Source organism: Octadecabacter algicola (assembly GCF_021532625.1).
In the GTDB taxonomy this organism is placed as follows: domain Bacteria; phylum Pseudomonadota; class Alphaproteobacteria; order Rhodobacterales; family Rhodobacteraceae; genus Octadecabacter; species Octadecabacter algicola.
The window spans coordinates 631852-656205 of sequence record NZ_JAKGAR010000003.1 but is presented as its reverse complement, the minus strand read 5'-3'; the positions used below and the strand labels follow the sequence as shown (position 1 = coordinate 656205).

The 24354-nt window shown below is 53.6% G+C and carries 21 protein-coding genes; 16 read left to right on the top strand and 5 right to left on the bottom strand.

What is annotated here, in order from left to right:
- The first annotated feature begins 51 nt into the window (after positions 1 to 51).
- Both L0666_RS14395 and L0666_RS14390 read left to right on the top strand, forming a co-directional pair.
- A complete protein-coding gene (locus L0666_RS14395) occupies positions 52 to 333 on the top strand; it encodes a hypothetical protein (RefSeq protein WP_235262072.1) in 282 nt (93 codons plus the stop codon).
- Between the two features lie 336 nt (positions 334 to 669).
- Positions 670 to 2505, top strand: a complete 1836-nt coding sequence (locus tag L0666_RS14390) for a TniQ family protein (protein ID WP_237693295.1) — start codon at positions 670 to 672, stop codon at positions 2503 to 2505.
- 259 nt (positions 2506 to 2764) lie between these two features.
- On the opposite strand, the gene L0666_RS14385 is transcribed toward L0666_RS14390, so the two are convergent.
- The gene (locus tag L0666_RS14385; protein ID WP_272492191.1) at positions 2765 to 3658 is read right to left on the bottom strand and encodes a LysR substrate-binding domain-containing protein; all 894 of its coding nucleotides are present in this window, start codon (positions 3656 to 3658) and stop codon (positions 2765 to 2767) included.
- A 135-nt stretch (positions 3659 to 3793) separates the two neighbouring features.
- Here L0666_RS14385 and ugpB point away from each other — a divergent pair, with 135 nt between their 5' ends.
- From ugpB to L0666_RS14355, 6 genes are all read left to right on the top strand, one after another.
- Complete coding sequence (ugpB, locus tag L0666_RS14380; RefSeq protein WP_235262069.1) at positions 3794 to 5107, top strand: sn-glycerol-3-phosphate ABC transporter substrate-binding protein UgpB; 1314 nt, start codon at positions 3794 to 3796, stop codon at positions 5105 to 5107.
- A 67-nt stretch (positions 5108 to 5174) separates the two neighbouring features.
- Complete coding sequence (gene ugpA, locus L0666_RS14375; protein ID WP_235262068.1) at positions 5175 to 6056, top strand: sn-glycerol-3-phosphate ABC transporter permease UgpA; 882 nt, start codon at positions 5175 to 5177, stop codon at positions 6054 to 6056.
- A 41-nt stretch (positions 6057 to 6097) separates the two neighbouring features.
- Positions 6098 to 6934 (top strand): sn-glycerol-3-phosphate ABC transporter permease UgpE, encoded by an 837-nt coding sequence (ugpE, locus tag L0666_RS14370; RefSeq protein WP_235262224.1) that lies wholly within the window; start codon positions 6098 to 6100, stop codon positions 6932 to 6934.
- A 7-nt stretch (positions 6935 to 6941) separates the two neighbouring features.
- Positions 6942 to 7988 (top strand): sn-glycerol-3-phosphate import ATP-binding protein UgpC, encoded by a 1047-nt coding sequence (locus L0666_RS14365; RefSeq protein ID WP_235262067.1) that lies wholly within the window; start codon positions 6942 to 6944, stop codon positions 7986 to 7988.
- Positions 7988 to 8890 carry a glycerophosphodiester phosphodiesterase family protein gene (locus L0666_RS14360; protein ID WP_272492187.1) on the top strand — a complete coding sequence of 301 codons (903 nt, stop codon included), beginning with the start codon at positions 7988 to 7990 and terminating at the stop codon, positions 8888 to 8890. The genes L0666_RS14365 and L0666_RS14360 overlap by 1 nt, the downstream gene beginning before the upstream one ends.
- An 80-nt stretch (positions 8891 to 8970) precedes the next feature.
- The gene (locus L0666_RS14355) at positions 8971 to 10578 is read left to right on the top strand and encodes a Na/Pi cotransporter family protein (RefSeq protein WP_235262065.1); all 1608 of its coding nucleotides are present in this window, start codon (positions 8971 to 8973) and stop codon (positions 10576 to 10578) included.
- Between the two features lie 278 nt (positions 10579 to 10856).
- On the opposite strand, the gene L0666_RS14350 is transcribed toward L0666_RS14355, so the two are convergent.
- Positions 10857 to 11669, bottom strand: a complete 813-nt coding sequence (locus L0666_RS14350) for an SDR family NAD(P)-dependent oxidoreductase (protein WP_235262064.1) — start codon at positions 11667 to 11669, stop codon at positions 10857 to 10859.
- Positions 11670 to 11992: 323 nt separating this feature from the next.
- Here L0666_RS14350 and L0666_RS14345 point away from each other — a divergent pair, with 323 nt between their 5' ends.
- Positions 11993 to 12388: a hypothetical protein gene (locus L0666_RS14345; RefSeq protein WP_235262063.1), complete on the top strand. Its 396-nt coding sequence runs from the start codon at positions 11993 to 11995 to the stop codon at positions 12386 to 12388.
- A 201-nt stretch (positions 12389 to 12589) separates the two neighbouring features.
- Here the strand turns inward: L0666_RS14345 and L0666_RS14340 are convergent, their stop codons facing one another.
- The 3 genes from L0666_RS14340 to L0666_RS14330 form a co-directional block, all read right to left on the bottom strand.
- Complete coding sequence (locus L0666_RS14340; protein ID WP_235262062.1) at positions 12590 to 13222, bottom strand: tyrosine-type recombinase/integrase; 633 nt, start codon at positions 13220 to 13222, stop codon at positions 12590 to 12592.
- A gap of 302 nt (positions 13223 to 13524) precedes the next feature.
- Positions 13525 to 14763: an L-rhamnose isomerase gene (locus L0666_RS14335; protein ID WP_235262061.1), complete on the bottom strand. Its 1239-nt coding sequence runs from the start codon at positions 14761 to 14763 to the stop codon at positions 13525 to 13527.
- 27 nt (positions 14764 to 14790) lie between these two features.
- A complete protein-coding gene (locus L0666_RS14330; protein ID WP_235262060.1) occupies positions 14791 to 16893 on the bottom strand; it encodes a bifunctional rhamnulose-1-phosphate aldolase/short-chain dehydrogenase in 2103 nt (700 codons plus the stop codon).
- 185 nt (positions 16894 to 17078) lie between these two features.
- On the opposite strand from L0666_RS14330, the gene L0666_RS14325 reads away from it, so the two are divergent.
- From L0666_RS14325 to L0666_RS14295, 7 genes are all read left to right on the top strand, one after another.
- A complete protein-coding gene (locus tag L0666_RS14325; protein WP_235262059.1) occupies positions 17079 to 17882 on the top strand; it encodes a DeoR/GlpR family DNA-binding transcription regulator in 804 nt (267 codons plus the stop codon).
- Between the two features lie 34 nt (positions 17883 to 17916).
- Positions 17917 to 18912, top strand: coding sequence for a rhamnose ABC transporter substrate-binding protein (gene rhaS / locus L0666_RS14320; protein WP_235262058.1), 996 nt, complete (start codon positions 17917 to 17919; stop codon positions 18910 to 18912).
- A gap of 76 nt (positions 18913 to 18988) precedes the next feature.
- Positions 18989 to 20527 (top strand): sugar ABC transporter ATP-binding protein, encoded by a 1539-nt coding sequence (locus tag L0666_RS14315; protein WP_235262057.1) that lies wholly within the window; start codon positions 18989 to 18991, stop codon positions 20525 to 20527.
- The gene (locus L0666_RS14310; protein ID WP_235262056.1) at positions 20524 to 21504 is read left to right on the top strand and encodes an ABC transporter permease; all 981 of its coding nucleotides are present in this window, start codon (positions 20524 to 20526) and stop codon (positions 21502 to 21504) included. Before L0666_RS14315 ends, L0666_RS14310 begins: the two co-directional genes overlap by 4 nt.
- A complete protein-coding gene (locus L0666_RS14305; protein WP_235262055.1) occupies positions 21501 to 22502 on the top strand; it encodes an ABC transporter permease in 1002 nt (333 codons plus the stop codon). The genes L0666_RS14310 and L0666_RS14305 overlap by 4 nt, the downstream gene beginning before the upstream one ends.
- Positions 22499 to 22816, top strand: coding sequence for an L-rhamnose mutarotase (locus L0666_RS14300; protein WP_235262054.1), 318 nt, complete (start codon positions 22499 to 22501; stop codon positions 22814 to 22816). Before L0666_RS14305 ends, L0666_RS14300 begins: the two co-directional genes overlap by 4 nt.
- Positions 22813 to 24204 (top strand): FGGY-family carbohydrate kinase, encoded by a 1392-nt coding sequence (locus L0666_RS14295; RefSeq protein ID WP_235262053.1) that lies wholly within the window; start codon positions 22813 to 22815, stop codon positions 24202 to 24204. Before L0666_RS14300 ends, L0666_RS14295 begins: the two co-directional genes overlap by 4 nt.
- Positions 24205 to 24354 lie beyond the last annotated feature (150 nt).

Sequence of the window (24354 nt, the reverse complement as noted above, 5' to 3'; positions counted from 1 at the left end):
CGAGGTGCCCACGGCGCCCAAATCACCTCCGCGCCCGAAAAGGATCTAGTCATGAAGAATTCAGAGGAAAACACAGATAAGGTTCACCATATCTGTCAGACATACGTGGAGACAAAGGCAGGTCGAAACGGGCAAGTGAGTCTGAAAGTCGACAAGCAATTTGAATACACAACTGCGCTAGAAGCTCAAAACAGGGCCGAAAGAGAAGCCGGTCGTGAAGAGTGCACCGGTGCTGATGCCTATACGATCATCGAAGATCCGAGCACAGGCGAAGTCGGATCACCGAGTTTCCTCGTCAGACTTGGCACAGTCCCGGAGATCGAAGAGTTCTAGGGTTCCGCTGCGAGTTGCTGGGCAGCCTGAAAACACCTCGAAGGCGACAAAGCGCCGGCCAAGGACAATCCCGTTGTCGCTCATAAAACCGACTTATCCAGAAAAGCTGACGACGATGCTAGAATAGCGGTCATAGGCGCAGCCGCAGCGAAATGGCGCTTTGTCCGCATATCCGACATTAATAACCAAGCGCCGATCGTCCGCATTGAAGCATTCAGTTGACCAAGAATGGCCCACTTTGAGCAACGGCGTTCGACGATACTAGAAACCTAAAAATGAAGCGCATAAGTCTTTTGAAACAGCCTCACTATTCTTACACTGAGATCAAAAGCACAGATGCCCTTGTTATCACCGCCCACCCCAAAGCCACGCGAAGGATTGGTATCACTCGTGTCGCGCGCCGCAGGTGAAAGAAAACTATCGATAGGCAACTTCTGCAATGAACTGGGATTATCTTTCAAAAAGCTGCTCCAACATGATGAGAAGCAGTTTGCAATCGCGGCAGAAATCCTGGGACTAAACTCAACTACACTGGCGGAAGTTAGAACCTGGTCCGTGCAGCCTCAGCCAGGCGTTCATGCGCGTTTTCGTAATGAGACCTACGTTTCAAGGGCCTTGATCAACCCGGTGATCAGGGGTTGTCCATCTTGTTTAAGAGGTAACGTTACATCAGAGCTGATGCCGCCTCAGGGGCAAATGGCCATGCAAGGGCACTGGCAACTCAGATATGTCGAAGTCTGCGTTCAGCACCGACAGCCCTTGGAACCTCTTTGGAAAATTGCCGCGCCTTTGGCACGGAACGACTACGCATCGCAGCTCCAGCGACTTGCAAATGAGCTTATGTCAAACGTTCAAGTTCAAAGCGACCAGAACCTCACAGACTATGACCGGTGGCTGGATAAGCGACTTTCGACTGGTGTCGACGAAACCCAGCTGTCCTCTTTTGATATCGATACGGCAGCGACGTTCTGCAATCTTTTGGGAGCGGAGGTTATCCGTACCAATCCTGAAGTAGCCACTAGTGGCGCCCCCTCCCGTGCCATCGGTTTTGATATTGCCCGTCGAGGGCCGCGAGAGGTAACTCAAGCACTGAAGGAACTCGCCTTAGATGCATCTGGACCGCAAGACGGTATGCGCCGTGCGTTCGGTCATCTACATCGTTGGTTGGCTCATGACGCAGCACAGGACCCACGATGTGATCCCTATCGTGACCTCTTGCGAGAGGTCATCCTTGATACTTTTGAAATGCCCGCAAGCGCGGTCATTCTGGGTAAAGAGATCAAGAAACGCAGATTGCATTCGGTCTTTAGCGCTTCAGCTGAAATGGGTCGGTCTCCAGCAGTCACGCGACGCTACTTAGAGCACGCAGGCATTATTTCTAAAGATGATACTCGCCCACACAAACGGCTTACTTTCGAAGCCGAATCTGCTGCACCAGCTTTGTCTCGGGGTAAGCGGTTAGTTATGGCGAAGGAAATGGCGAAAAGGTTGGGGACATCCACGGAGCAATTTGAAACCCTGGCAGGCCAGGGCGTCTTTGTACCGGTTTGCCCTCTTTCGATATCGAAATTTCAGTGGGATGTAGAAGATGTCGAAAAGCTATTCGCCTCGCTAACAATCGGCGCGACATCATTGATGGTTGAAGATGAAAACTGGCAGCCGCTTGGTGCTGCCGCAAGGCGGGCACGTATCGATGTCAGCGAAGCTATCGATGCTATCCGCAACCGCAAGCTGGAGGTTCGGGTTCTCGAAGGAGAGAGATCTTACTCAGCTATCCGCGTCCGGCAGGATGATATGAATGAACTGTGCCCGGGGCGCCCAGCCCACCCGACATTGTCTGAATTCGGCGAAATGGTCGGGTTGCAAAAGAATGGGATGATGAACGCCTTATTCGAAGGGGGGCATATATCGGCGGAAAGGTTGTTGAACCCTGCAACCCGTAGGTTTGGCTTATATATGAATAAGGAGGATCAAGCGAAATTCCACGCTCGCTTTACGACTCTCAAACTCCTGTCATTGGGCACGGGGTTAGAAAGCCGTGAGCTTGTGGAGAGGATTCGAAGCGCTGGTGTAAGGCAGTTCAGGCAAGGTGGTATGGAGTTTGGCAAGGTTTATCTGCTGCAGGACATCCAACGTATTGAACTCGATATTGACGCATTGGATCGAGCTTGAGCACTTAGCCTCCGTTTATGTTAGGGTGGGCGGAAAGAAGACATTCGCTGCGCTTGCGAAATTTGGTTTAATCTTTTTGGGAAGCAGACCTTTGGCGGCAATTGACCCGTTGAGCGACAGTTTCGAGCGCTTAGCGGACAATCTGAAAGGTTCGGATCGTTGCGACGCAGTTTTCCTTTGGATCATGACTAATGGCCATTAATGGTGAGGGCGAGCGTTCATGGGCAGAAAAACCTTTGGGCTGTGGACGGCCTCGACACTAAACAAGTAGATCACTTAGGCTTTCTTTGAATTTCTCCATGAAATCTAATGCGATCATAGAAGGTGCTTGATGGACCGGGCGTACCAGAGATAGTTGGTGAGGTATGTTTGGTGTAAATGGGCGGAAATCCAGACGCCCTTCATAGGTTCTCGCATCAAGCTCACTTACTATTGAAACGCCTGCTCCTAAGGAAACGAGTTCACATGCTCCAGTGAACTGCCGCGTTTCGATTGCGAGCTTTGGTGAAACAGAGTTTTTGCGGAAAACCTCGTTCAACGTTTGAAAGAATTGGCTATCGCGACGGGTGTGCACCATACGTTCGTTGTCCAAGTGGATCGGTGAAATTTTCGCATATTCCGAGAACCGGTGCCCCAATGGGAAAATACACACTGTGCGGATATCGACGGTCGTTCGTTCAATCGTCGGATGACCATCAAAGCCATCGGTTATGCCACAATCGTATTGTTCACCAAGAACCCATTCCAGAATCCGTTCCGGCCGATCAGGTTCAATCGTGATTGTAACGTCGGGGCGGTTTTCTAGAAAGCTTGCGACAACTTTTGGCAAATGACTTGTTGCAAAGCCAGGTAAGCAAGCAACCCGCAAATGCCCGGCTCGGCGTGCCGTAAGATTGCTTGTCGTGTTTTGAATATGATCCATCAGTTCGATAACTCTACTGACGTCTGGAAGAATATACCGCGTTTCTTGCGACGGGACGAGTAGGCCATCTTTTCGATCAAAAAGCGAAAACCCAAAAGAATCAGATAGATCGGCGATCACGCGGCTCACTGCCGGTTGCGAAATTTCCAAACTTTTTGCAGCGCGTGTCATGCTCCCATGATCTGCAACGAGTTTAAGAACTTTGAGCTGTCTTAGCTTAGGCGCAGGCATCATAAATCACTTCCCTCCACCCAAGTCATAACATTTGGTTATATATTTCTTCAATAGATACTGTTGATTAATATTTCCGCTACGTTAGCCTAATCAAACCGATATCGAGTCGGATTAGATTTCTGGGAGGAAAACATGAAACGATCAACAATCGGCACTCTCGCCGTGGCTTCAACTCTTTTGACGCCAATCGCAGTCTCTGCCCAAACTGAGGTTCACTTTTGGCACGCTTTCACAGGCCGCCTCGGTGAATTGGTTGCTGCACAAGTTGAAGAATTCAACGCCAGCCAAGACGACTATGTTGTCGTTCAAAGCCACAAGGGTAACTACTCCGAAACGTTGAACGCGGGCATTGCCGCGTTCCGTGCTCAAGAACAGCCACACATCTTGATGGTGTTCGAAGTCGGTACTGCGACAATGATGGCTGCTGATGGTGCAACACGCCCTGTCCACGAAGTTATGGCGCAAAGCGGAGCCGAGTTTAGGCCTGACGCCTACATCGGTGCTGTGAACGGGTATTACACGACAACAGATGGCGACATGCTTTCTCTGCCATTCAACGCATCTACGCCTGTTCTTTGGGTGAACCGTGACGCATTTGAAGCCGCTGGCGTTGATCCTGATATGGATCTTTCCACGTGGCAGAATGTTGGCGAAGCACTAACAGCTTTGCAAGACGGTGGGTCTGAATGCCCGCTGGTCACTGCATGGCAAAGCTGGATTCACCTTGAGAACTTCTCAGCCTATCACGACGTGCCATTCGCGACCCAAGACAATGGTTTCGCTGGGCTCGACACAGAATTGGTGTTGAATGGTGAAGCACAGGTTGCTCACCTCACAGCGATGGGTGAATGGGCACAAGAAGGCAAGTTCATCTATACGGGTCGCCGCAATGAAGGTGGCGCAAACTTCCGCGCGGGTGAATGTGCACTGTTCACCGAAAGCTCTGCTGGGTATGCTGGCATCAGCTCTGAAGCGGAATTCGACTTTGATGTGCGTCCACTTCCTTATTGGGAAGGCGTCGGCAACGCGCCACAAAACACGATCATCGGTGGCGCATCTTTGTGGGTTATGGAAGGCCATGAAGACGATGAATACACAGGTGCAGGCGAATTCCTGAGCTTCTTGTCGTCCTCTGATGTTCAAGCCTCTTGGCACCAGAACACGGGCTACTTGCCGATCACGGCTGAAGCAAGCGACGCGACACGCCTTTCCGGTTTCTATGAAGATAACGTAGGTACGGAAATTGCCGTTCTTCAGATGACAGCGAACGAGCCAACGGCGAATTCGAAAGGTCTGCGTCTGGGGTCATTCGACCAAATTCGTGGCATCATCGATGAAGAGCTGGAAGCGATTTGGGCTGGTGACAAATCCGCCCAAGAAGCGATGGACAGTGCTGTCGAGCGTGGCAATCCACTGCTGCGCCGCTTCGAGCAAGCGAACCGCTAACGTTTACTCCCTGTCGGGCGCGGCCAACTTGGTTGCGCCCGATTCATGACTAAGCAGGCAGATCATCATGGAAAAACGCGTCACCTTTCGAGGCTGGCTATTGCCGCTGTGCCTCATCGCACCACAGGTTCTTGTCTCAGCAATCTTCTTTTTCTACCCCGCTGGGCAGGCCATATGGCAGTCACTTTTCATCCCAGACCCATTTGGGTTGTCGATGCAATATGTCGGGCTCGGGAACTTTGAGTACCTTCTTTCCGACCCCTATTATCGTGCGTCCTTTGTAACGACCGCGATTTTCTCGCTGCTTGTGACGGTCGTATCGATGGTTCCGGCCTTATTCCTTGCGGTCGTGGCAGACCGATTGATCAAAGGCGCAGGGGCGTACCGCACCATGTTAATTTGGCCCTATGCCGTCGCACCCGCGATTGCGGGTGTTCTTTGGCTTTTCATGTTCAATACACGTGTTGGTGTTGTGTCATGGTACCTTGGGCATCTTGGATATGATTGGAACCATGTGCTGAACGGTGGCGAAGCAATGGGCCTTGTGGTCGTTGCCTCTGCTTGGGGGCGTATCAGCTATAACTTCCTGTTTTTCTTTGCCGCGCTTCAGGCCGTTCCGAAATCGGTGATCGAGGCCGCCGCTATTGATGGGGCTAGGTTCTGGCGTCGGTTCTGGACGATCGTGCTTCCGCTATTGTCACCAACCACATTTTTTTTGTTGGTCGTCAATGTCGTTTATGCGTTCTTTGAAACCTTTGGTGTTATCCACACAATCACCTCTGGTGGGCCGCAACAAACAACAACCATCCTTGTCTACAAGGTGTTTTCGGACGGGTTCGTTGGCCAAGACCTTGGGTCTTCTGCCGCACAGTCCGTGATCCTTTTGGTGGTTGTTGGCGCGCTTACAATCTTCCAATTCAAATTCGTTGAACGGAGGGTGCACTATTGACCCATTCAACGCAGAAACCCCGCAAAGAACCGGCCCCCGGCATGGTCGAAAAACGCGGCGCTGGTTTATGGATGACCCATGCGATTATGATCTTGGGCGTCTTCGTGGTGTTCTTTCCGATTTGGTTGGCCTTCGTCGCATCGACCGTGACGCAACAAGACATCGTCAGTCCTCCAATGCCGCTTTTGCCCGGTGATCAGTTCTTCGCAAACTACAAAGAGGCGCTGTTTTCGGGCGTAAATGTTCCTGTGATGACAATGCTGCTCAACAGTCTTGTCATGGCCATTGGGATTGCCGTTGGCAAAATTATCATCTCGCTTTTGTCGGCATTTGCGATTGTGTATTTCAAGTTTCCCGGCAAGCAGATCTTTTTCTGGTTGATCTTTTTGACGCTGATGTTGCCCGTCGAAGTGCGCATTGTGCCGACCTATGAGATCGTTGCAGGCTTTGGGATGCTTAACAGCTACGGCGGCTTGATCTTTCCGCTTATTGCATCGGCCACCGCGACGTTCCTGTTTCGTCAGTTTTACATGACGGTTCCTGATGAATTGGCAGAGGCCGCCCGCGTCGATGGTGCACGCCCCATGCGGTTCTTCAAAGATATTCTGTTCCCAATGAGCCGCACAAACATCGCGGCGTTGTTCGTGATCTTGTTCATCTATGGCTGGAACCAATACTTGTGGCCACTGCTGATCACAACAGATCCCGAAATGAACACCATCGTTATGGGCATCAAACAGATGTTCCCATCCGGCGATGACGTTGCGGATTGGCCGGTGATCATGGCCACATCAATCTTGGCCATGATCCCCCCTGTGATCGTCGTCATCTCAATGCAAAAGCTCTTCGTCCGCGGTCTCGTGGACAGCGAAAAATAGGTACAACATGGCTACTGTAGAACTCAAGAACGTTAAAAAGCGATTTGGCTCTGTTGAAGTCATCCATGGCGTCAGCACCCAGATCGAAGACGGCGAATTCATCGTGATTGTTGGTCCGTCGGGGTGTGGTAAATCCACGCTCTTGCGGATGGTCGCAGGACTGGAAAGCGTGTCAGAGGGTGAGATCGGGATTGGCGGCAAAATCGTCAATGATCTTGAACCGATGGACCGAGATATCGCGATGGTGTTCCAAAACTACGCGCTTTATCCTCATATGAGCGTGCGTGACAACATGGGCTATGGCCTGAAAATCGCGAAGGTTCCGAAAGCCGAGATCGAGGCAAAGGTCAACGACGCCGCAAAACTTTTGCAGCTTGAACCTTACCTTGATCGCCGCCCGCGTGATCTGTCTGGCGGTCAACGACAACGGGTGGCGATGGGCCGTGCGATTGTACGTGAGCCTGCTGTGTTCTTGTTTGATGAACCATTGTCCAACCTAGATGCAAAGCTGCGCGTGCAAATGCGGCTTGAAATTCGCGACCTTCAAAACCGCCTTGGAATCACGTCGTTGTATGTTACCCACGATCAGGTTGAAGCCATGACAATGGCTGACCGAATGATCGTCATGAATGGTGGACGCGCCGAACAGATCGGTACACCGCTTGAAGTTTACGAAACCCCCCAAACGCTTTTTGCCGCGCAATTCATCGGCAGCCCATCCATGAATGTTTTTGATGCTGTGGTCGAGGGAAAGGCGTTAAAGGTCGCTGATACCTCAGTTCCGGCACAAACAACTGCCGTAGGAAAAGTGACAGCTGGCATTCGCCCTGAACACGTCATTGCTGATAAAAATGGCCCCCTTTCGATCACTGTACAGATGGGCGAGCCGCTAGGGGCAAATACGTTGTTGCATGGTCGACTGAACGGAACCAACGAAGCGTTCACACTTAGCCTTCCGGGGGTGCATCATGCGGTCGCGGGCGAAACGATCCGTTTTTCAGTTGATCCCGCACACCTGCATTTCTTTGACGCTGAAACAGGGCAGCGCATCTAATGCATAGCGACGCAAAACAACGAGGTATACAAGTCTTTGGCCATCGGGGCGCGCGGGGTATCTACCCTGAAAACACAATGGCCGGCTTTCAATATCTGTATGACATTGGCGTCACAGCGGTAGAGTTCGATGTCCAGAACGCGGCCAATCGTTTGACTGTGCTGGTCCATGATCCGCACGTGACCTTAGCCCATGAAGCAGACATTCGTTTGGTGCGCAAAACCACAGCTGAACAAGTAAAGCAGCTTAAGGTTGGCGCGTTGCGTCCTGCTAGCACAGATCACATTCTGTTTCCCGATCAGGCACGTTTGCCACATGAAAAGGTTCCAACATTTGATGCGTTCTGTGCATGGGCCTTTGACCATGCGCCGATGCTGCTAAACGTTGAGATCAAATCACATGCTTTGAACACTGACCTGTATGATGCGCCCGATGTGATCGTATCAGACGTGGTTGATATTATTGAGCGGCACAATTTGAGTAATCGGTGTGTCATCTCTAGCTTTGATTGGCGGGTACAAGCGGCCTGCGCCAAACGGAATCCCCAAATCAAACGAGGATACCTAACGCTTGAACAGGCACATGGCACCACGATGGAACCAAATGTCATAGATGGTTCCCCTTGGCTTGATGGAATTTCTCTGAACGACCACAATGCCAGCTTGCCACAAGCGATCGCAAATCTCGGTGGCAAAGTATGGTGTCCGTTTTTCAAAGACCTTACGGTCGATGCGCTGAGACAGGCGCAGGACTTGGGCTTGCTTGTTAACGTTTGGACGGTCAATGACATCGTCGATATTGACCGGATGATCGCATTTGGCGTTGATGGAATAATTTCAGACTATCCAGCGCGCGTGCAAAACGCTTTGGCGCGTCACGATGAAGATCTTTCGCAAATCTAATCTGGGACAGGTTTTTCGATTGCCTGCCTGACTTAGCCCATCAATTCGCCCTTATCTACGAAACAAAAAATAGGTCGCTTATGCTCCTTATGATTGAACTGGTTGGCGCAGTTGGCTTGTTGTTGTTTGGATTACGACAGGTGCGCAACGGCATGATGCGTGCATTCGGAAGTAGCCTAAAACGATTGGCCGGACGAACCGAAGGGCGTGTCGTCCCAACATTCCTGACCGGGCTATTAGTTGCAGTATTGCTTCAAAGCAGCGCGGCCACTGCGATGATTTCCGCGACTTTCGCTGCGCAAGGCGCTATCAGCGCAGCCACCGCATTCATCACAGTTTTGGGCGCCGATATTGGAACAGCAATCGCGGCCCTGATCGCGTCTCAGAAAATTACGGCGGTTTCACCACTGTTGATAGCGGTGGGTTACTTCGGCGGGCAATCAGCGCGTATTCCGCGCACCATCGGTTTGTTCAAATCAACGTTGGGAGTCGGTTTGGTGTTGTTGGGACTGTCTCTTGTCGGCATCACCGCCCTGCGCATCAGCGAGTTAGAAGACTTCGCAACGATCCTTGGGATCTTTGCAAAACAACCTCTTCTTGTTTTGATCCTTGGCGCTGGAATTTCATATCTCGCCCATTCAAGCCTCGCAGTGATCTTACTTACAGTCGGGCTTGCAAACGCAGGTGTTCTCGATCTACAGGCCAGTTTGTTCATGGTTCTCGGAGCAAACATCGGCAGTGGCGTGTTGCCAGTTGTCGCTCATCTGCAATCCTCAGCAACAGCGCGAATTCCGCTCATTGCGAACCTTTACGTTCGCCTTGTTGGGGTGACAATTGCATCGGTGCTAATCATTCTGGTTTGGCCGGTTCCACAGTTCGGCTTCTCCGAAAAAATGCTGCCGCTACTGTTGCATGTGGTGTTGAACATCGCTGTTGCACTAGTTGGCATTTTCGGTGCTCGTATATGGGTAGCATTGGCAACAGCATCCGTGACGGCAGACACAGAAGACACTGATGATGTGCATCCAATACATTTAGACCCCAACGCGCATGAAACGCCATCGCGCGCGCTCGCATGCGCCAAGCGTGAAGCGCTGCGCATGGCAGACATTGCCCAAACCATGGTTCGAAATGTCGGTCCAATTCTGGGTTCTAGTGACCCTGGGTTGCCTCAGAAAACCAGCGTAATGGACGATGGGTTGGACAGATTGTTTGACGCCATCAAAATTTACATGGCCCGCACAATGCAGCAGCAATTGACAGAACATGAAAGTCAGCAAGCACAGGATCTACTAACATTCATCGCGAACATGGAACACATTGGTGACATTGTTGATTGCGATCTTTTGCCGATCACGCGCAAGAAAACCGCGCGCCAGACTGACTTTTCTCAAGAAGGTTTCGCGGAAATAACCGAAGTTTATGAGGTCGTCTGTATGAACTTTGATTTGGCTGTAAATGCCTTTTTAACATATGATCCCGAGTTGGCACGACAGCTTTACGATACAAAAATGGTCGTTCGCCAAATGGAAGATGTCTCTATCGCTGCACATATAGGCCGCATTGGGTCAGGTCGCTCAGACAGTATCGAAAGCAGCGATCTCCACCTCGATATGCTTCACGGTTTCAAACGCATTAATGAGCACCTAATAACAACGGCGCATTTGGCGTTAAACGCTACCAGTTAAACTGATATCCCTTGCCGTAAAAACGCTTGAATCACGAATTCGCTCCTCAACTGATTTTGCAGTTGCTGCGAATGTCTGGAGTGACAGGCCGCACTGCAGCATGATTGAGAACGCGCCAAGGTCTGCTTTGGGCCGTGAGTGCCGACCCTAAACCGGTCAACACGCCATGATGCGGCAACGCAGCTAACGGCAGGAATGAGCCCATGATGGCAAATGCTGCACGGTTCACAAATGTCGGGTTCGCAGGCATCACCTTATCTTCAAAGCGGTCAGGGAACCTACTGACTGGACGTTATGCCACCATCGACGTACATTGTTTGCCCGGTAACAAAATCCGATGCAGGCGCACAGAAAAATAGCGCAGGCCCGACGACATCTTTGGGATCGGCGATTCTGCCAAGCGGAATACGATCCAACAGACCTTGGCGAAACTCATCGTTTTCCATGACGTGTTTGATCATCTCGGTATAGACAAAGGTCGGTGCAACGCCGTTAACTGTAATGCCTTTTGGTGCCAGCTCCATGGCATGCTGTTTGATCAACATAACCATCCCGCCTTTGGTACTACAATAAGCAGAATAGCCCCTATCACGCAGTCCAAACTGAGAACGAACTGATAGCAGGTGAACCTGTTTACCACCATTGTCGCCCGCAATTTGTCGTTTCGCGACGCTTTGAGCCAGAAACATCGCTGACTTCAAATTGACCTGATAAACTTCATCAAAGGCTTCTTCTGTTACGTCAAGCAGGAGCTGTTCTTTTTGAGTTCCTACGCAATTCATCAAGATGTCGATCTGGCCAAAAGCGTCCATCGTCTCCTGAACCGCCCGATGGATATCTGCGACGGACGTTGCGTCAACAGCAATCCCCTTAGCATCGTGCCCCGTGTCCGAAATTTGAGCCGCCAACTTTTTGGACTTTTCAAGATCACGGCCCGCGATCATGACTTTGGCTCCAGAGAGAGCAAGCCCCCACGCGATCGCCTCGCCGATCCCACCATACCCCCCAGGCACAAATGCGACTTTGTCTGACAATTCAAACAGGCCCGAAAACTCTTTTTGAAAGTCGATTTTTGGAGTTATGCTGCTCATTCTGGTTTCCTGAAAAATCCCAACTTATCTACGCTACCGTATAAGTTTCGCTGGAACAAATACCGCGTGTTTTCCGCGACCAGTAGAAGAGAGAATTGTCATACATTATCCCCATGCTGGGACTGAGTAGGATGTCAGCACTGCGGTCATAGGCCCCGCTAGAATGCTGTGCCCCATTGCCAACGTCCGCTTCGGAGAAGCTGCGGCGCAACGACGCAAGGTTCGGTCAATGTCCGGTTAGGGCCGTTCATGTCGCCAAAAACAGCAAAATCAGAGCAGATGCTGCGCTGCATCCGAGGTCTGCTAGGAGCCTACTTTGACTGATGCTGCAACTTGCACAAACGGCGGCTTTCCAGAAGAATGGAAAAGAAAATTATTTGATAGCTCGTCTATCGAAGACCCTGCTTCAGAGGATATACAGCTTGGATTTCTTAATAGATACAGCAGCAGTCTTGGTTTTACCTGCGGTGATGTTTTCCTTTTGGCGTTTCTCTGAGCGCGACGAATACGCAGATTTGCGAGCCAGCGGGCAAAAACTCAACTTGAATACGGGCAATCTCCGCTCCGCTTATCGACGCAATCCCGATGATCCCTTACGCGTCCCACACATTAAGCTGGCAAGGATAGGCTTTTTCCACTGGGTCGCCATTCCTGTGGGATTCTCCACGGTCTTGGTTATTGGAGTAGTATTGAAATTAATTCAAAGAAGCCTGTCTTAGTCGGACGAGCACAGCTTAGACATCGTAAAACCGACTTTCAAAGACCCCAATCTAAAGGCGGCTTCGTCCCGCATTGCGGTCATCGCACCCCGAAATTGCTGCGCTCCCACTGCAATGACCGCTTAGGGAAAGCTTCGCTGCAGCGTGGCGCCCCATCGCGAACGGCAGCTTTGGGCCGTCCCTTACGAACGGCCCAAAAGCTTAGATTTCAATAGCCTCTGCTATTGCCAACGCATCTTCGAGTTCAACTCCCAGATAGCGAACTGTACTGTCCATCTTGGTATGTCCCAATAGCAGCTGAACCGCACGCAGGTTGCCCGTCTTTTTGTAAATCTGGGTGACCTTCGTGCGTCGCATCGAATGGGTGCCATATGCGGTCACTTCCAACCCGATGGACGAAACCCAATCCCGCACAATACGGGCATACTGGCGTGTTGAGATGTGGAGCCGCTGGTGGAAACGACCCGGCCAGAGATATTCGGATCCGACCATCAACGGATCTTCCAGCCACTTTGCCACCGAGGCGCGGGTGCCTTCGGAAATCTCGAACCGCACAGGTTTTTGGGTTTTGCTTTGCAGCACCGATGCACGTTCTTTAATCTGTCCAGACGCCATAACATCGACGACTTTCATTCGCACAAGATCACATCCGCGTAGCTTGCTATCGATCGCCATATTAAACAAAGCTAAGTCGCGAAGGTTCTCGGCAAGTTCCAGCCTGACACGGATCGCCCAGACATGTTTGGGCTTCAACGGACGCTTTTGACCAACAATGCGACCCTTGTTCCAAGCGGGGCGAAGTGCGCGAATGGCCGGTAAGTTTGGTGTTTGCATGACAGTTTCTCCTGTCCGCCACGCCCTCACACATCGACAACCCGACGTTGACATTGCATCATAACACAAAATGCTGCGCTGCATCCCTGGTCAGCTCTGAGCCCATTTTTGGACAATGCTGCATGGTGTTTGAATGTCCGGTCTCAAGATCTTTTACGAAAGTCTCTCACGTTTACGGCCAACCATTCCCGTTCTCTATTGGTACCAACTCACATGAGGTTCAGACCAATATTGAATCGTGTTGGAAGGCGACTGATCAAACGACATCCGAGCTTGACCAGTCGTGTTTCCTGCGCGGCTTCCTAACCGCGCCCCTCTATGCTCGTCTGATATTGGGCAAGCGCTGCCGCGAGCGGTTTGCCTGAAGCCACGTCCATCCGGCTGCAGAATTCAGCCCAAACTGTGGCATACGGCAGGTCTTTAATCTCCTCCGTCACCACAAGGCGCGATGTGTAATCGAGATTGTCTTCGGCTGATTTCAACTGTTCCCACGGCGCCAGAAGCGCGCGCAGCAAGGCCTTTTGCATGTTGCGCGTGCCGATCACCCACGCCGCTGTGCGGCTGATCGTGGCATCAAAAAAGTCGAGCCCGATATACGTGCGATCCAATAGATCGGCGCTGACCAGTTCTTGCGCCATTTGCATAATCGAGTCATCGAGTAGGATCACATGGTCGCTGTCCCACCGCATTGGGCGGCTGACATGGAGCAGGATTTCATCAACTGACAAGGCCACAGAGCTAAGCTTATCCGCCACATTTTCAGTTGGGTGGAAGTGCCCCATGTCGAGGCACAGCAACGTCTCGTTACGGATCGCATAGCCCATGTAGAATTCGTGGCTGCCCACAGTGCAGGCCTCGACTCCGATGCCGAACAGTTTGCTTTCGACAGCGTCCAGCATCTGCGTTTTGTCGTGTGATGTCGCCATCATCGCATTAAGCGACTGTTCCAACCGTTTGCGCGGCGAGAAGCGATCAACGGGCGTGTCTTTATATCCGTCAGGAACCCAGACGTTGTTCACGACGGGGGAACCAAGCGCTGCACCCATTTGTGCAGCGATATCACGCGACCGCTTACCGTGTTCAATCCAGAAATCGCGGATGCCTTGCTCGGGGTGGCTGAGCGTCAGGTTGTCATCTGCCTTTTCGTGGGCAAAGAAGGTCGGGTTAAAATCAAGGCCAACCCCTTGGTCTTTCGCCCAATCCACCCACGGTGCAAAATGGCTGAATTCAATCTCGTCACGATCCGGATTCTGGTCTGTGTCCAGATAGCATGCATGCAGGTTCAGGCGGTGGCTGCCCGGGATCATGCTGTAGGAAAACTCTAGATCCGCGCGCAATTCATCAGGTGTGCGGGCGCGGCCCGGATGGTTACCCGTCGCCTGAATTCCGCCGCCTGAACTGCCGGACTTCTTCTCAAACCCGACGACGTCGTCGCCCTGCCAGCAATGCATGGAAATCGGAATCTCCGCCAGTTTAGCAAGGGCTGCTTCTGTATCCACACCCCAATCGGCAAAGGCGGCTTTCGCGCTGTCATAGCTCATAGTTGATCCTCCCTGATCCGTTCACGCTCAACGCGTGAACGCCTCCTTGTTGCCGGCATCGACGTTGATGATGTTGCCCGTGGATTTCGCCGACAGATCAGAAGCCAAGAAATAAGCCGCCTCTGCAATGTCCTCGGGCAGAACGGAGCGTTTCAGCATGGATCGCTCGCGGTACATTTCCTCAAGCCCGTCTTTGTCGGTTCCATAGGTGCCAGCGCGTTGATCAAGCCATTCGCCCTGCCAGATTTTAGACCCTTTCAGAACCGCATCGGGGTTAACTACATTCACACGCACACCCAATGGAGCACCTTCAAGTGCCAGACAACGCGCGAGGTGGATTTCGCTCGCCTTGGCCGTGCAATAGGCTGAAGCGTTGGGCGATGCGGCGAGGCCGTTTTTGGAAGCCACGAAAACAACAGAGCCCCCCATGTGTTGGACTTTGAACAATTTGAACGCCTCGCGGCTTACAAGGAAATACCCCGTCGAAAGAATCGCCATGTTCTTGTTCCACAGGTCAAGCGAGGTTTCTTCGATAGGGGCAGAGCTGGCAATGCCTGCATTGCTGACCAGAATATCCACGCCGCCGAATTCGGCTGCGATTGCGCTATATGCATTCGCGACGGCTGTCTCGTCCGTCACGTTCATATTCACGGTGCGCACAACGTCGGCAGAGTATTTGCCGCTGAGCCCTTCATAGGTTTCAACCAAAGCCGCGTCGTCGATATCGGCCAGCATCACGCAGGCGCCTTCGCGCAGGTAGCGTTCCGCCGTCGCGGCACCAATGCCGCCTGCCCCGCCAGTGACCAGCGCCACGCGACCTGCCATTGATTTTGGCGCAGGCATCCGCTGCAACTTGGCCTCTTCAAGAAGCCAATATTCGATGTCGAAAGCCTCTTGTTCAGGCAGGCCTTGATATTCGGACACAGCATCCGCGCCGCGCATCACGTTGATCGCGTTGACGTAGAATTCGCCGGAAATGCGGGCAGTAGCCTTGTCTTTGGCGAAGGTGATCATGCCGACACCGGGGATCAGGTAAACCACCGCGTTCGGATCGCGGATCGCCGGACTGTCGGCCTTTTTGCAGCGGTCGTAATAAGCCTGATAGCCTTTGCGGTAGTCGGCAACCGCGGCTTCAAGCCCCTCGATCGTGGCGTCCACGTCCGGTTTGGCAGGATCGAAATCCACCACCAGCGGGCAAATTTTTGTGCGCAAAAAATGGTCCGGGCAGGATGTCCCCAGCGCGGCGAGCCGCTCCATATCCTTCGCGTTGACGAACTCCAGCACCGCTTCGCTGTCGGTGAAATGGCCGACCATATGCTGTTTGCCAGATACGAATCCGCGAATGGCGGGCATCAACCGTGCAGCCGTGGCGCGGCGGTCGTCTGGGGAAAGGCTTTCATGCACCGCACCGCCGAAAGCGTCTTTGCCTGCGGTCTCGGCCTCGAACCAGTCCATCGCTTTTTGAATGATCTCAAGCGTCAACTCGTAGCAGTCATTCGCGTTATCCGCCCATGTGAACAACCCATGACTTTCCAGCACGACACCCTTCGCATCAGGGTTCTTTTCACAGAAATCCGACAGCCACAGGCCCAACTCATAGCCGGGCTTCTTCCACGGCAGCCAGCCAATGCTGTCACCGAAAATCTGTTGCGTCAGGGCTTTGCTGTCTTTGGCCGCTGCAATTGCGATGATCGCATCAGGGTGCATGTGATCGACGTGCTTTTGCGGCACATAGGCGTGCAACGGCGTATCAATCGAGGCCGCGCGCGGGTTCAGGTTGAATGTGCAATGTGGAAGGTAGCCCACCATCTCGTCTTCGAACTCGACCCCGCGGTAAATGCCGCGCAGGGCGTTCAGCTTGTCCATATAAAGGGTCGAAAAGCCGTCCATCTTGATCGAGCCGACATCCCCACCGGACCCTTTGACCCACAAAACCTCAACCATATCGCCAGACAACGGATCCTTTTGCATCACCTTCGCAGAGGTGTTCCCGCCACCGTAATTTGTGATTCGCTTATCCGACCCCAACAGGTTTGAGCGGTACAAAAGCTTCTCGGGCTCGCTCATCTTCTCGGCTTTGGCCGCATCCCATTTGTTTTCAAGGCGTTGACTTGTTTTCGAAGCGGTCATGTGTGTCTCCGTCGGGGGCAGGTTAAGATTAATTCGTTGGCTACAAGCTGACGGGCGGCATTTCTAAAGTCAATCATTTTCAATCATAAACAATCATGCTGCGATGCAGAATGATTGAACTTGAAAAATAATGATTGACAGAACGTCGCGATTCGACCCAACTTGACTGAACGAAAGGACCATCCATGCACGAGAACGACCGCCACCGCGTAATCCTCTCAGCCGTACAAGATCGCTCATTGGTGACAGTGATAGACTTGTGCTCTCTCACCGGCGCATCCGAGGCAACGATACGCCGTGACATCAACACGTTGGACGAGCAGAAACGCCTACGCCGTGTGCGCGGCGGCGCGGAGGCCATTGCAACCAAACCGTTCGTCGGTCTGGCAGGGCGTCCTTTTTCTGTGAACGAAACGATGCACATCACTGAAAAACAGGCGATTGCAGCAGCCGCTGTGGAAATGTGCGATGACGGTGAGCCGATCATCATCAACGGTGGCACCACAACCTTTCAGATGGTCCACCCGCTGGCATCGCGCCGCGTGCAGGTTTTTACCAACTCTTTCCCGATTGCAGAACATCTGCTGAAAAACACGCAGAACACTGTGATGCTGTCTGGCGGGATCATCTACCGTGAACAGAACATCATCCTATCCCCCTTCGACAACGACGTGACGCGCAACTTTTACGCCAAACGCATGTTTATGGGCGCTCAAGGCATCGGGCCGCTGGGTCTGATGGAACAGGATCCTCTGCTTATTCAGGCGGAACAGAAGTTGATCGGTCAAGCCGAAGAACTGATCGTTCTGGTCGACAGCTCCAAATTCGAAAACCGCTCAAGCCTCGTGCTCTGCCCGCTTGAACGTATCGACACAATCATCACCGACGACGGCATCGACGACCGCACTGCGGCCATGCTTGAGGCGGCTGATGTATCGCTGACCGTGGTGCCGATTGGTGCCGCGCAGAAAGACGGGGTGGCGTCCTAGCCAACCCGAACGCAACCACTCCAGGGAGGAAACCATGAGTGTAATTAAGAAACTGGCAACATCCGTCGCATTGGCCGGCGCAATGTTTGGCACACCTGCATTCGCACAAGACGATGTACGCATTGCGTTGGTCGTTAAAGCGCTCGGCATCGGGTTCTTTGAAGCCGCCAACGAAGGCGCACAAGAAGCCGCAGCAGAGCTGGGAAACGTCGAGATTATCTATACAGGCCCGACTGACACCACTGCGGAAGGCCAAATCGAGGTCATCAACGCGCTGATCGCGCAGCAGGTCGACGCGATTGCGATTTCGTCCAACGACACCGACGCTCTGGTTCCTGTTCTGCAGCGCGCTATGCAGCGCGGCATCACTGTCATCAGCTGGGATTCCGGCGTGGCGCCTGAAGGCCGCCAGTTGCACCTGAACCCGTCATCCAACCCGTTGATCGGTAATATGATCATCAAACTGGCGGCAGATCACTTGCCCGATGGTGGCGAAGTTGCGCTGCTGTCTGCCACCACGACATCCACAAACCAGAACATCTGGATGGAAGAAATGAATGCCGTCATGGGCGATTATCCTGGGATCGAAGTTGTTGCCACGGTTTACGGCGATGATTTGGCGGATAAATCCTACCGCGAAGCCACGGGCCTCATGCAATCCTACCCTGATTTGGACGCGATCATCGCGCCAACATCTGTCGGCATCGTTGCTGCGGCACAGGCCGTTGTCGACGCGGGCAAAGTCGGCGAAGTCAACGTCACGGGTCTTGGTCTTCCATCAGAAATGGCCGGCGCGATCGAATCTGGTGCATCGCAGTCATTTGCGATCTGGAACCCCATTGATCTGGGCTATTCGGCCACGATGCTGGCCTATGAGCTGAGCCAGAATGGGGTTGAAGCAGCCCCCGGTGCGGAAATCCCTATGGGTCGCATGGGCTCACTGACGCTGGATGAAAACAACGAAGGCGCTATGGCTGACCCCTTCGTCTACGACGCCAGCAACATCGACGATTTCAAGTCGATCTTCTAAACACCTCGACTGGTCCGGCGCTGCCTTGCGTCGGACCAGACACTGCCCGCCCCCCCCACTAAAACGAGGCCTCCCGATGACGCCGCATGCCGCGCCCGCCACTCCGTCCGCCGTTGTATCGATGGACCTGATCACAAAGACCTTTCCAGGCGTCAAAGCGCTCGATCAGGTCAAGCTTGATCTGTATCCTGGTCAGGTCACGGCTTTGGTTGGGGAAAATGGCGCGGGGAAGTCGACGACCGTCAAGATTTTGACAGGCATTTACCAGACCGATGGCGGCACCATTCGTATTGATGGGGACCCCGTGACCTTTGGAACGCCCAACGACGCCGCCAAGGCTGGGATTACCGCGATCCATCAGGAAACTGTTCTATTTGACGAGCTATCAGTCGCCGAAAACATCTATATTGGTCACGCACCGCGCAACCGCTTCGGGCTGATCGACACGGCGCAGATGCACCGCAACGCTTCCAAGCTACTGGCTGACATCGGCGCGCCGTTCAGCAGCCACACCCAGCTACGAGACCTTGGAATTGCAAACAAACACCTTGTGGCAATTGCCCGTGCGCTGTCGGTGGATGCGCGCGTCGTGATCATGGACGAGCCCACCGCCGCGCTATCGCACAAAGAAATTGAAGAACTGTATGAACTTGTTGAAACTTTAAAGGCTCAGGGTAAGGCGATCTTGTTCATCAGCCACAAGTTCGACGAGATTTTCCGCATCGCCGACCGTTATACAGTATTCCGTGACGGCGGGTTTGTGGGCGACGGTTTGATAGCGGAGATTACCGAGGGCGATCTCGTTTCGATGATGGTCGGCCGCTCGGTCGACCAGATTTTCCCCGACCGCGCCCGTGAGGTGGGCGAAGAGGTTCTCAAAGTTGTCGGATATTCCCACCCCACAGAATTTGCAGACATCAACTTTGATCTGAAACGCGGCGAAATCCTTGGCTTTTACGGGCTGGTCGGCGCGGGGCGTTCCGAGTTCATGCAAGCCTTGTTTGGCATTACCAAGCCATCCAAAGGCGTGTGCCGTGTGAATGGTAATATTAAAGTCATGCGCTCGCCCGCTGATGCGGTCGAGAACGGGATTGTCTACGTCCCCGAAGATCGCGGCAAACAGGGCGCGGTGATCGGTTTGCCGATCTTCCAGAATATCACGCTGCCCTCACTCGGCCGTACGTCCCGTAGCGGATTCCTGCGGTTGGCCGAAGAATTCAAACTCGCCCGTGAATATGCGGAACGGCTGGATTTGCGCGCCGCGTCCTTGGACCAAGACATCGGAAACCTATCCGGCGGGAACCAGCAAAAGGTCGTCATCGCCAAATGGCTGGCGACCCAGCCGCAGGTCATCATCCTTGATGAGCCGACTAAAGGCATCGACATTGGGTCAAAGGCGGCGGTGCATGAATTCATGGCAGAACTCGCTGCACAGGGTCTCTCTGTGATTATGGTCAGCTCTGAAATTCCTGAAATCATCGGCATGTCCGACCGCGTCATTGTCATGCGTGACGGGCTGATCGCTGCAGAGCTGTCCGGTGATGACGTGACCCCTGAATTGCTGGTTCGCCACGCAGCTGGTATTACAACACAAACAGAAGGCGCGCCCCAATGATGCGTTTCATCCCCGTGCGCGAAGCCATCCTTGGCAGCGCGATCCTGATCCTGATTATCCTTGTTGCGTCGCGGTTTGCGGGCTTCGTGGCGCCGTCTAATCTGGCAAATGTGTTCAACGACACAGCTCCGCTGATTATTCTGGCGTTGGGTCAGATGGTCGTGATCCTGACACGGTGTATCGACCTGTCCGTTGCCGCAAACCTTGCGCTGACCGGAATGGCCGTGGCGATGATCAACGTCGCCATGCCGGGCCTGCCGATCCCCGTGATCATCGCAATCGCCGTTCTGATGGGCGGCATTATGGGGGCGATCAACGGCGTGCTTGTGTGGAAACTGTCGATCCCCCCGATCGTTGTGACCCTTGGTACGATGACCATCTTTCGCGGCATTATCTTCCTGATTTCCGACGGTAAATGGGTCAATTCCCATGAGATGAGCGCGGCCTTCACAGGCTTCCCCCGCGCGGTTCTTCTGGGCCTGCCTGTCCTTTCCTGGATCGCAATTATCACGGTCATCACCTTCGGGATCATGATGGCACGCACCCAGTTCGGGCGGTCGATCTTTGCCGTGGGCGGCAACCCTCACGCCGCGGTCTATACAGGCATCAATGTTGGCAAGACGCAGTTCTGGGCCTTCGTGGTCTCGGGCGCGCTGGCGGGTCTGACGGGATACCTTTGGGTGGCCCGCTACGCCGTGGCCTATGTCGACATCGCTGGCGGCTTCGAGCTCGAAGTTGTGGCAGCCTGCGTCATCGGCGGCATTTCCATCGCGGGCGGCATCGGGTCTGTCGGGGGCGCCGTGCTGGGCGCGATCTTTCTGGGCGTGGTCAAAAACGCCTTGCCTGTCGTTAATATTTCGCCGTTCTGGCAGCTCGCCATTTCCGGTTCTGCCATCCTGATCGCAGTCGCATTCAATGCCCGTTCCGGCCGCACCAAAGGCCGCATCATCCTTAAATCTGCCGAGGCCACCCAATGACGGACACAACCACTACCCGCCATATCCCTGACCGCCTGAACAGCCGCGCCGTGCGGATTTTCAAAAGCTGGGAAGCCCTTCTACTGGCCGTCGCCATCGCGATCTTTGTGGTTAACAGCTTTGCCTCCCCCTACTTTTTGAACGCATGGAACCTGAGCGATGCAACGTTCAATTTCACCGAAAAGGCGATGATCGCCTTTGCCATGGCGCTGCTGATCATCTCGGGTGAAATCGACCTCTCCGTAGCCTCGATCATCGCGCTGGCCAGCACCGCAATGGGATTGGCGATGCAGCATGGGGCGGGAACGCCAGAGCTTGTTCTGATCGGCCTGACCGTCGGTCTTTTGTGTGGGGCGTTCAACGGCGTGTTCGTGACCTTCTTCGGCTTGCCGTCCATCGTAGTGACCATCGGCACCATGAGCCTGTTTCGTGGTATCAGCTATATCATCCTTGGGGATGGGTCGTTCAGCGGCTATCCGTCCAGCTTCTCGTGGTTCGGGCAAGGCTATATCTACTGGGTGTTCACGGTGGAAATGTTACTCTTCGTCATCATCGCGGTGATCTATGCTGTGCTGCTACACAAAACCAACTTTGGCCGCGCGGTCTATGCCATCGGCAACAATCCGACTGGCGCTCTGTTCAGCGGCATCCGTGTGCAGCGGGTGAAGTTCATCCTCTTCCTGCTGACAGGTCTGATGTCTGGCGTTGCAGCGGTCTGTTTGACCTCGCGCCTCGGCTCCACCCGCCCCAGCATTGCCTCGGGAATGGAGCTTGAGGTGGTCACCATGGTCGTGCTTGGCGGCGTCAACATCCTTGGTGGGTCTGGCACCATACCGGGCGTTGTCATCGCAGCGTTCGTCATGGGGCTCGTTACCTTCGGCCTTGGGCTTCTCAACGTTCCGGGCATCGTGATGTCGATCTTCATTGGCCTGCTCCTTATCGGGGTAATCGCGTTGCCGCGCCTTTGGGCCATGGCAGCCGCGAGGCGCAACGCATGAGCGAGCTTTACGTGTTCCGCATGACCCTGAACGACGGCATGGCGGATGAATACAAACGCCGCCATGATGCAATCTGGCCGGAACTTGTCGATCTGTTGCACGGTGCCGGTGTCAGCGACTACTCAATCCATCTGGACGAACACACGGGCCTCCTGATCGGTGTCCTTACACGCGAAGTCGGCCACAAGATGGACGACCTCCCGAACCATCCCGTTATGCAAAAATGGTGGGCACATATGGCCGACATCATGCAAACCGCGCCCAACAATGAACCCGTCGCCGTGGCGCTCACGCCACTATTTCACATGCCATGACCAATCCGCAGCACATCGCCGTCGTTGACATCGGCAAGACGAATGCAAAGCTCGCACTTGTCGACCTCGCGACGCTGACCGAAATCGCAGTCGTCACCCGCCCCAATGTCGTTCAGGCGGGGCCGCCTTGGCCGCACTATGATGTAGAGGGGCATTGGGCCTTCTTGCTGGATGCGCTCGCAACCTTTCACTGCAACCACCGAGTTGACGCGATTTCGATCACGACCCATGGCGCCTGTGCCGCGCTGCTGGCAGCGGACGGCTCGCTTGCCGCGCCGATCCTTGATTACGAATATAAATATCCTTCCGATATCGTCGCGGCCTATGATGCCTTAAAGCCTGATTTCGCCTTGACCGGATCGCCAAGAATGGTGGGTGGTCTGAACATCGGCGCACAGTTGCATTACCAGTTCACCACCGATCCAACGCTTAGGGATCGTACGGTGCAGATCGTCACTTACCCGCAATTCTGGGGGCATCGCCTGACGGGCATTGCCGCGACAGATGTGACGTCGCTGGGCTGTCATACGGACCTTTGGGATCCTCATAAGGGGGCATTTTCTAACCTCCCCGCGGCCCTTGGCGTTCAGGAAAAGATTGCAACAGTGCGCCACCCAAGTGATATCCTCGGTCCGATTTTACCGGATATCTCTGAGACCACAGGACTTGCCCCGAATACGCCAGTTTGCGTTGGTATTCACGATTCAAACGCCTCGCTTTACCCACATTTACGTTCCCAGAATGCACCTGCGTCTGTGGTTTCGACCGGAACATGGGTGATCGCGATGTCGTTTAGAGGTGATGATGCGGCGCCGATCCCCCACCTTGATCCGGCCCGTGACACGCTCATCAACGTTAATGCGCTTGGGCAAGCGGTGCCAAGCGCGCGGTTCATGGGTGGCCGCGAATACGAGGTCATACAGAATGGCCATCCTTATGCGCCAACCCGACAGGACGTCACCACGGTGCTGGAGCGGTATTTGATGCTTCTCCCATCGGTTGAACACTGCACGGGTCCATTCCAGGGCTGCAAAATGCAATGGCGAGATACGGAGCTACCAGTAGGTTCGGGCCAGCGATCGGTGGCATTGTCTTACTACCTCGCCTTAATGACAGGGACATGCCTGGAATTAATTGAGGGCGCGGGCCCCACTATTGTTGAAGGCCCTTTTGCGGGCAATGCAGAATTCATCGCGATGTTGAAAGCAGTCACCCGTCGGCCCGTCTTCACAAGTGAAGCGGTGACGGGTACAAGTATAGGCGCGGCCTTGCTTTTCAATCACCATGAGAAATTGCCGAACGCTTCCAACGCGGAAAACTCTGACGTTGGTGAGGATTTTCTGGATTACATTGATCGTTGGAGAACGTTGGCGCAAACCAGTCGTTAACTTCCAATCAGAACATGCGGGTACGGATCTACTGCGATGTCTTCGAAAAGTGCATTCGCGGTTCGCGTTGTTGAAATGCAGACTTCGACGACCAAGGAAATTGCTTTGGAACGCAAAGAAGCCGGACGTTGGCCATGTCACTGTTATTGT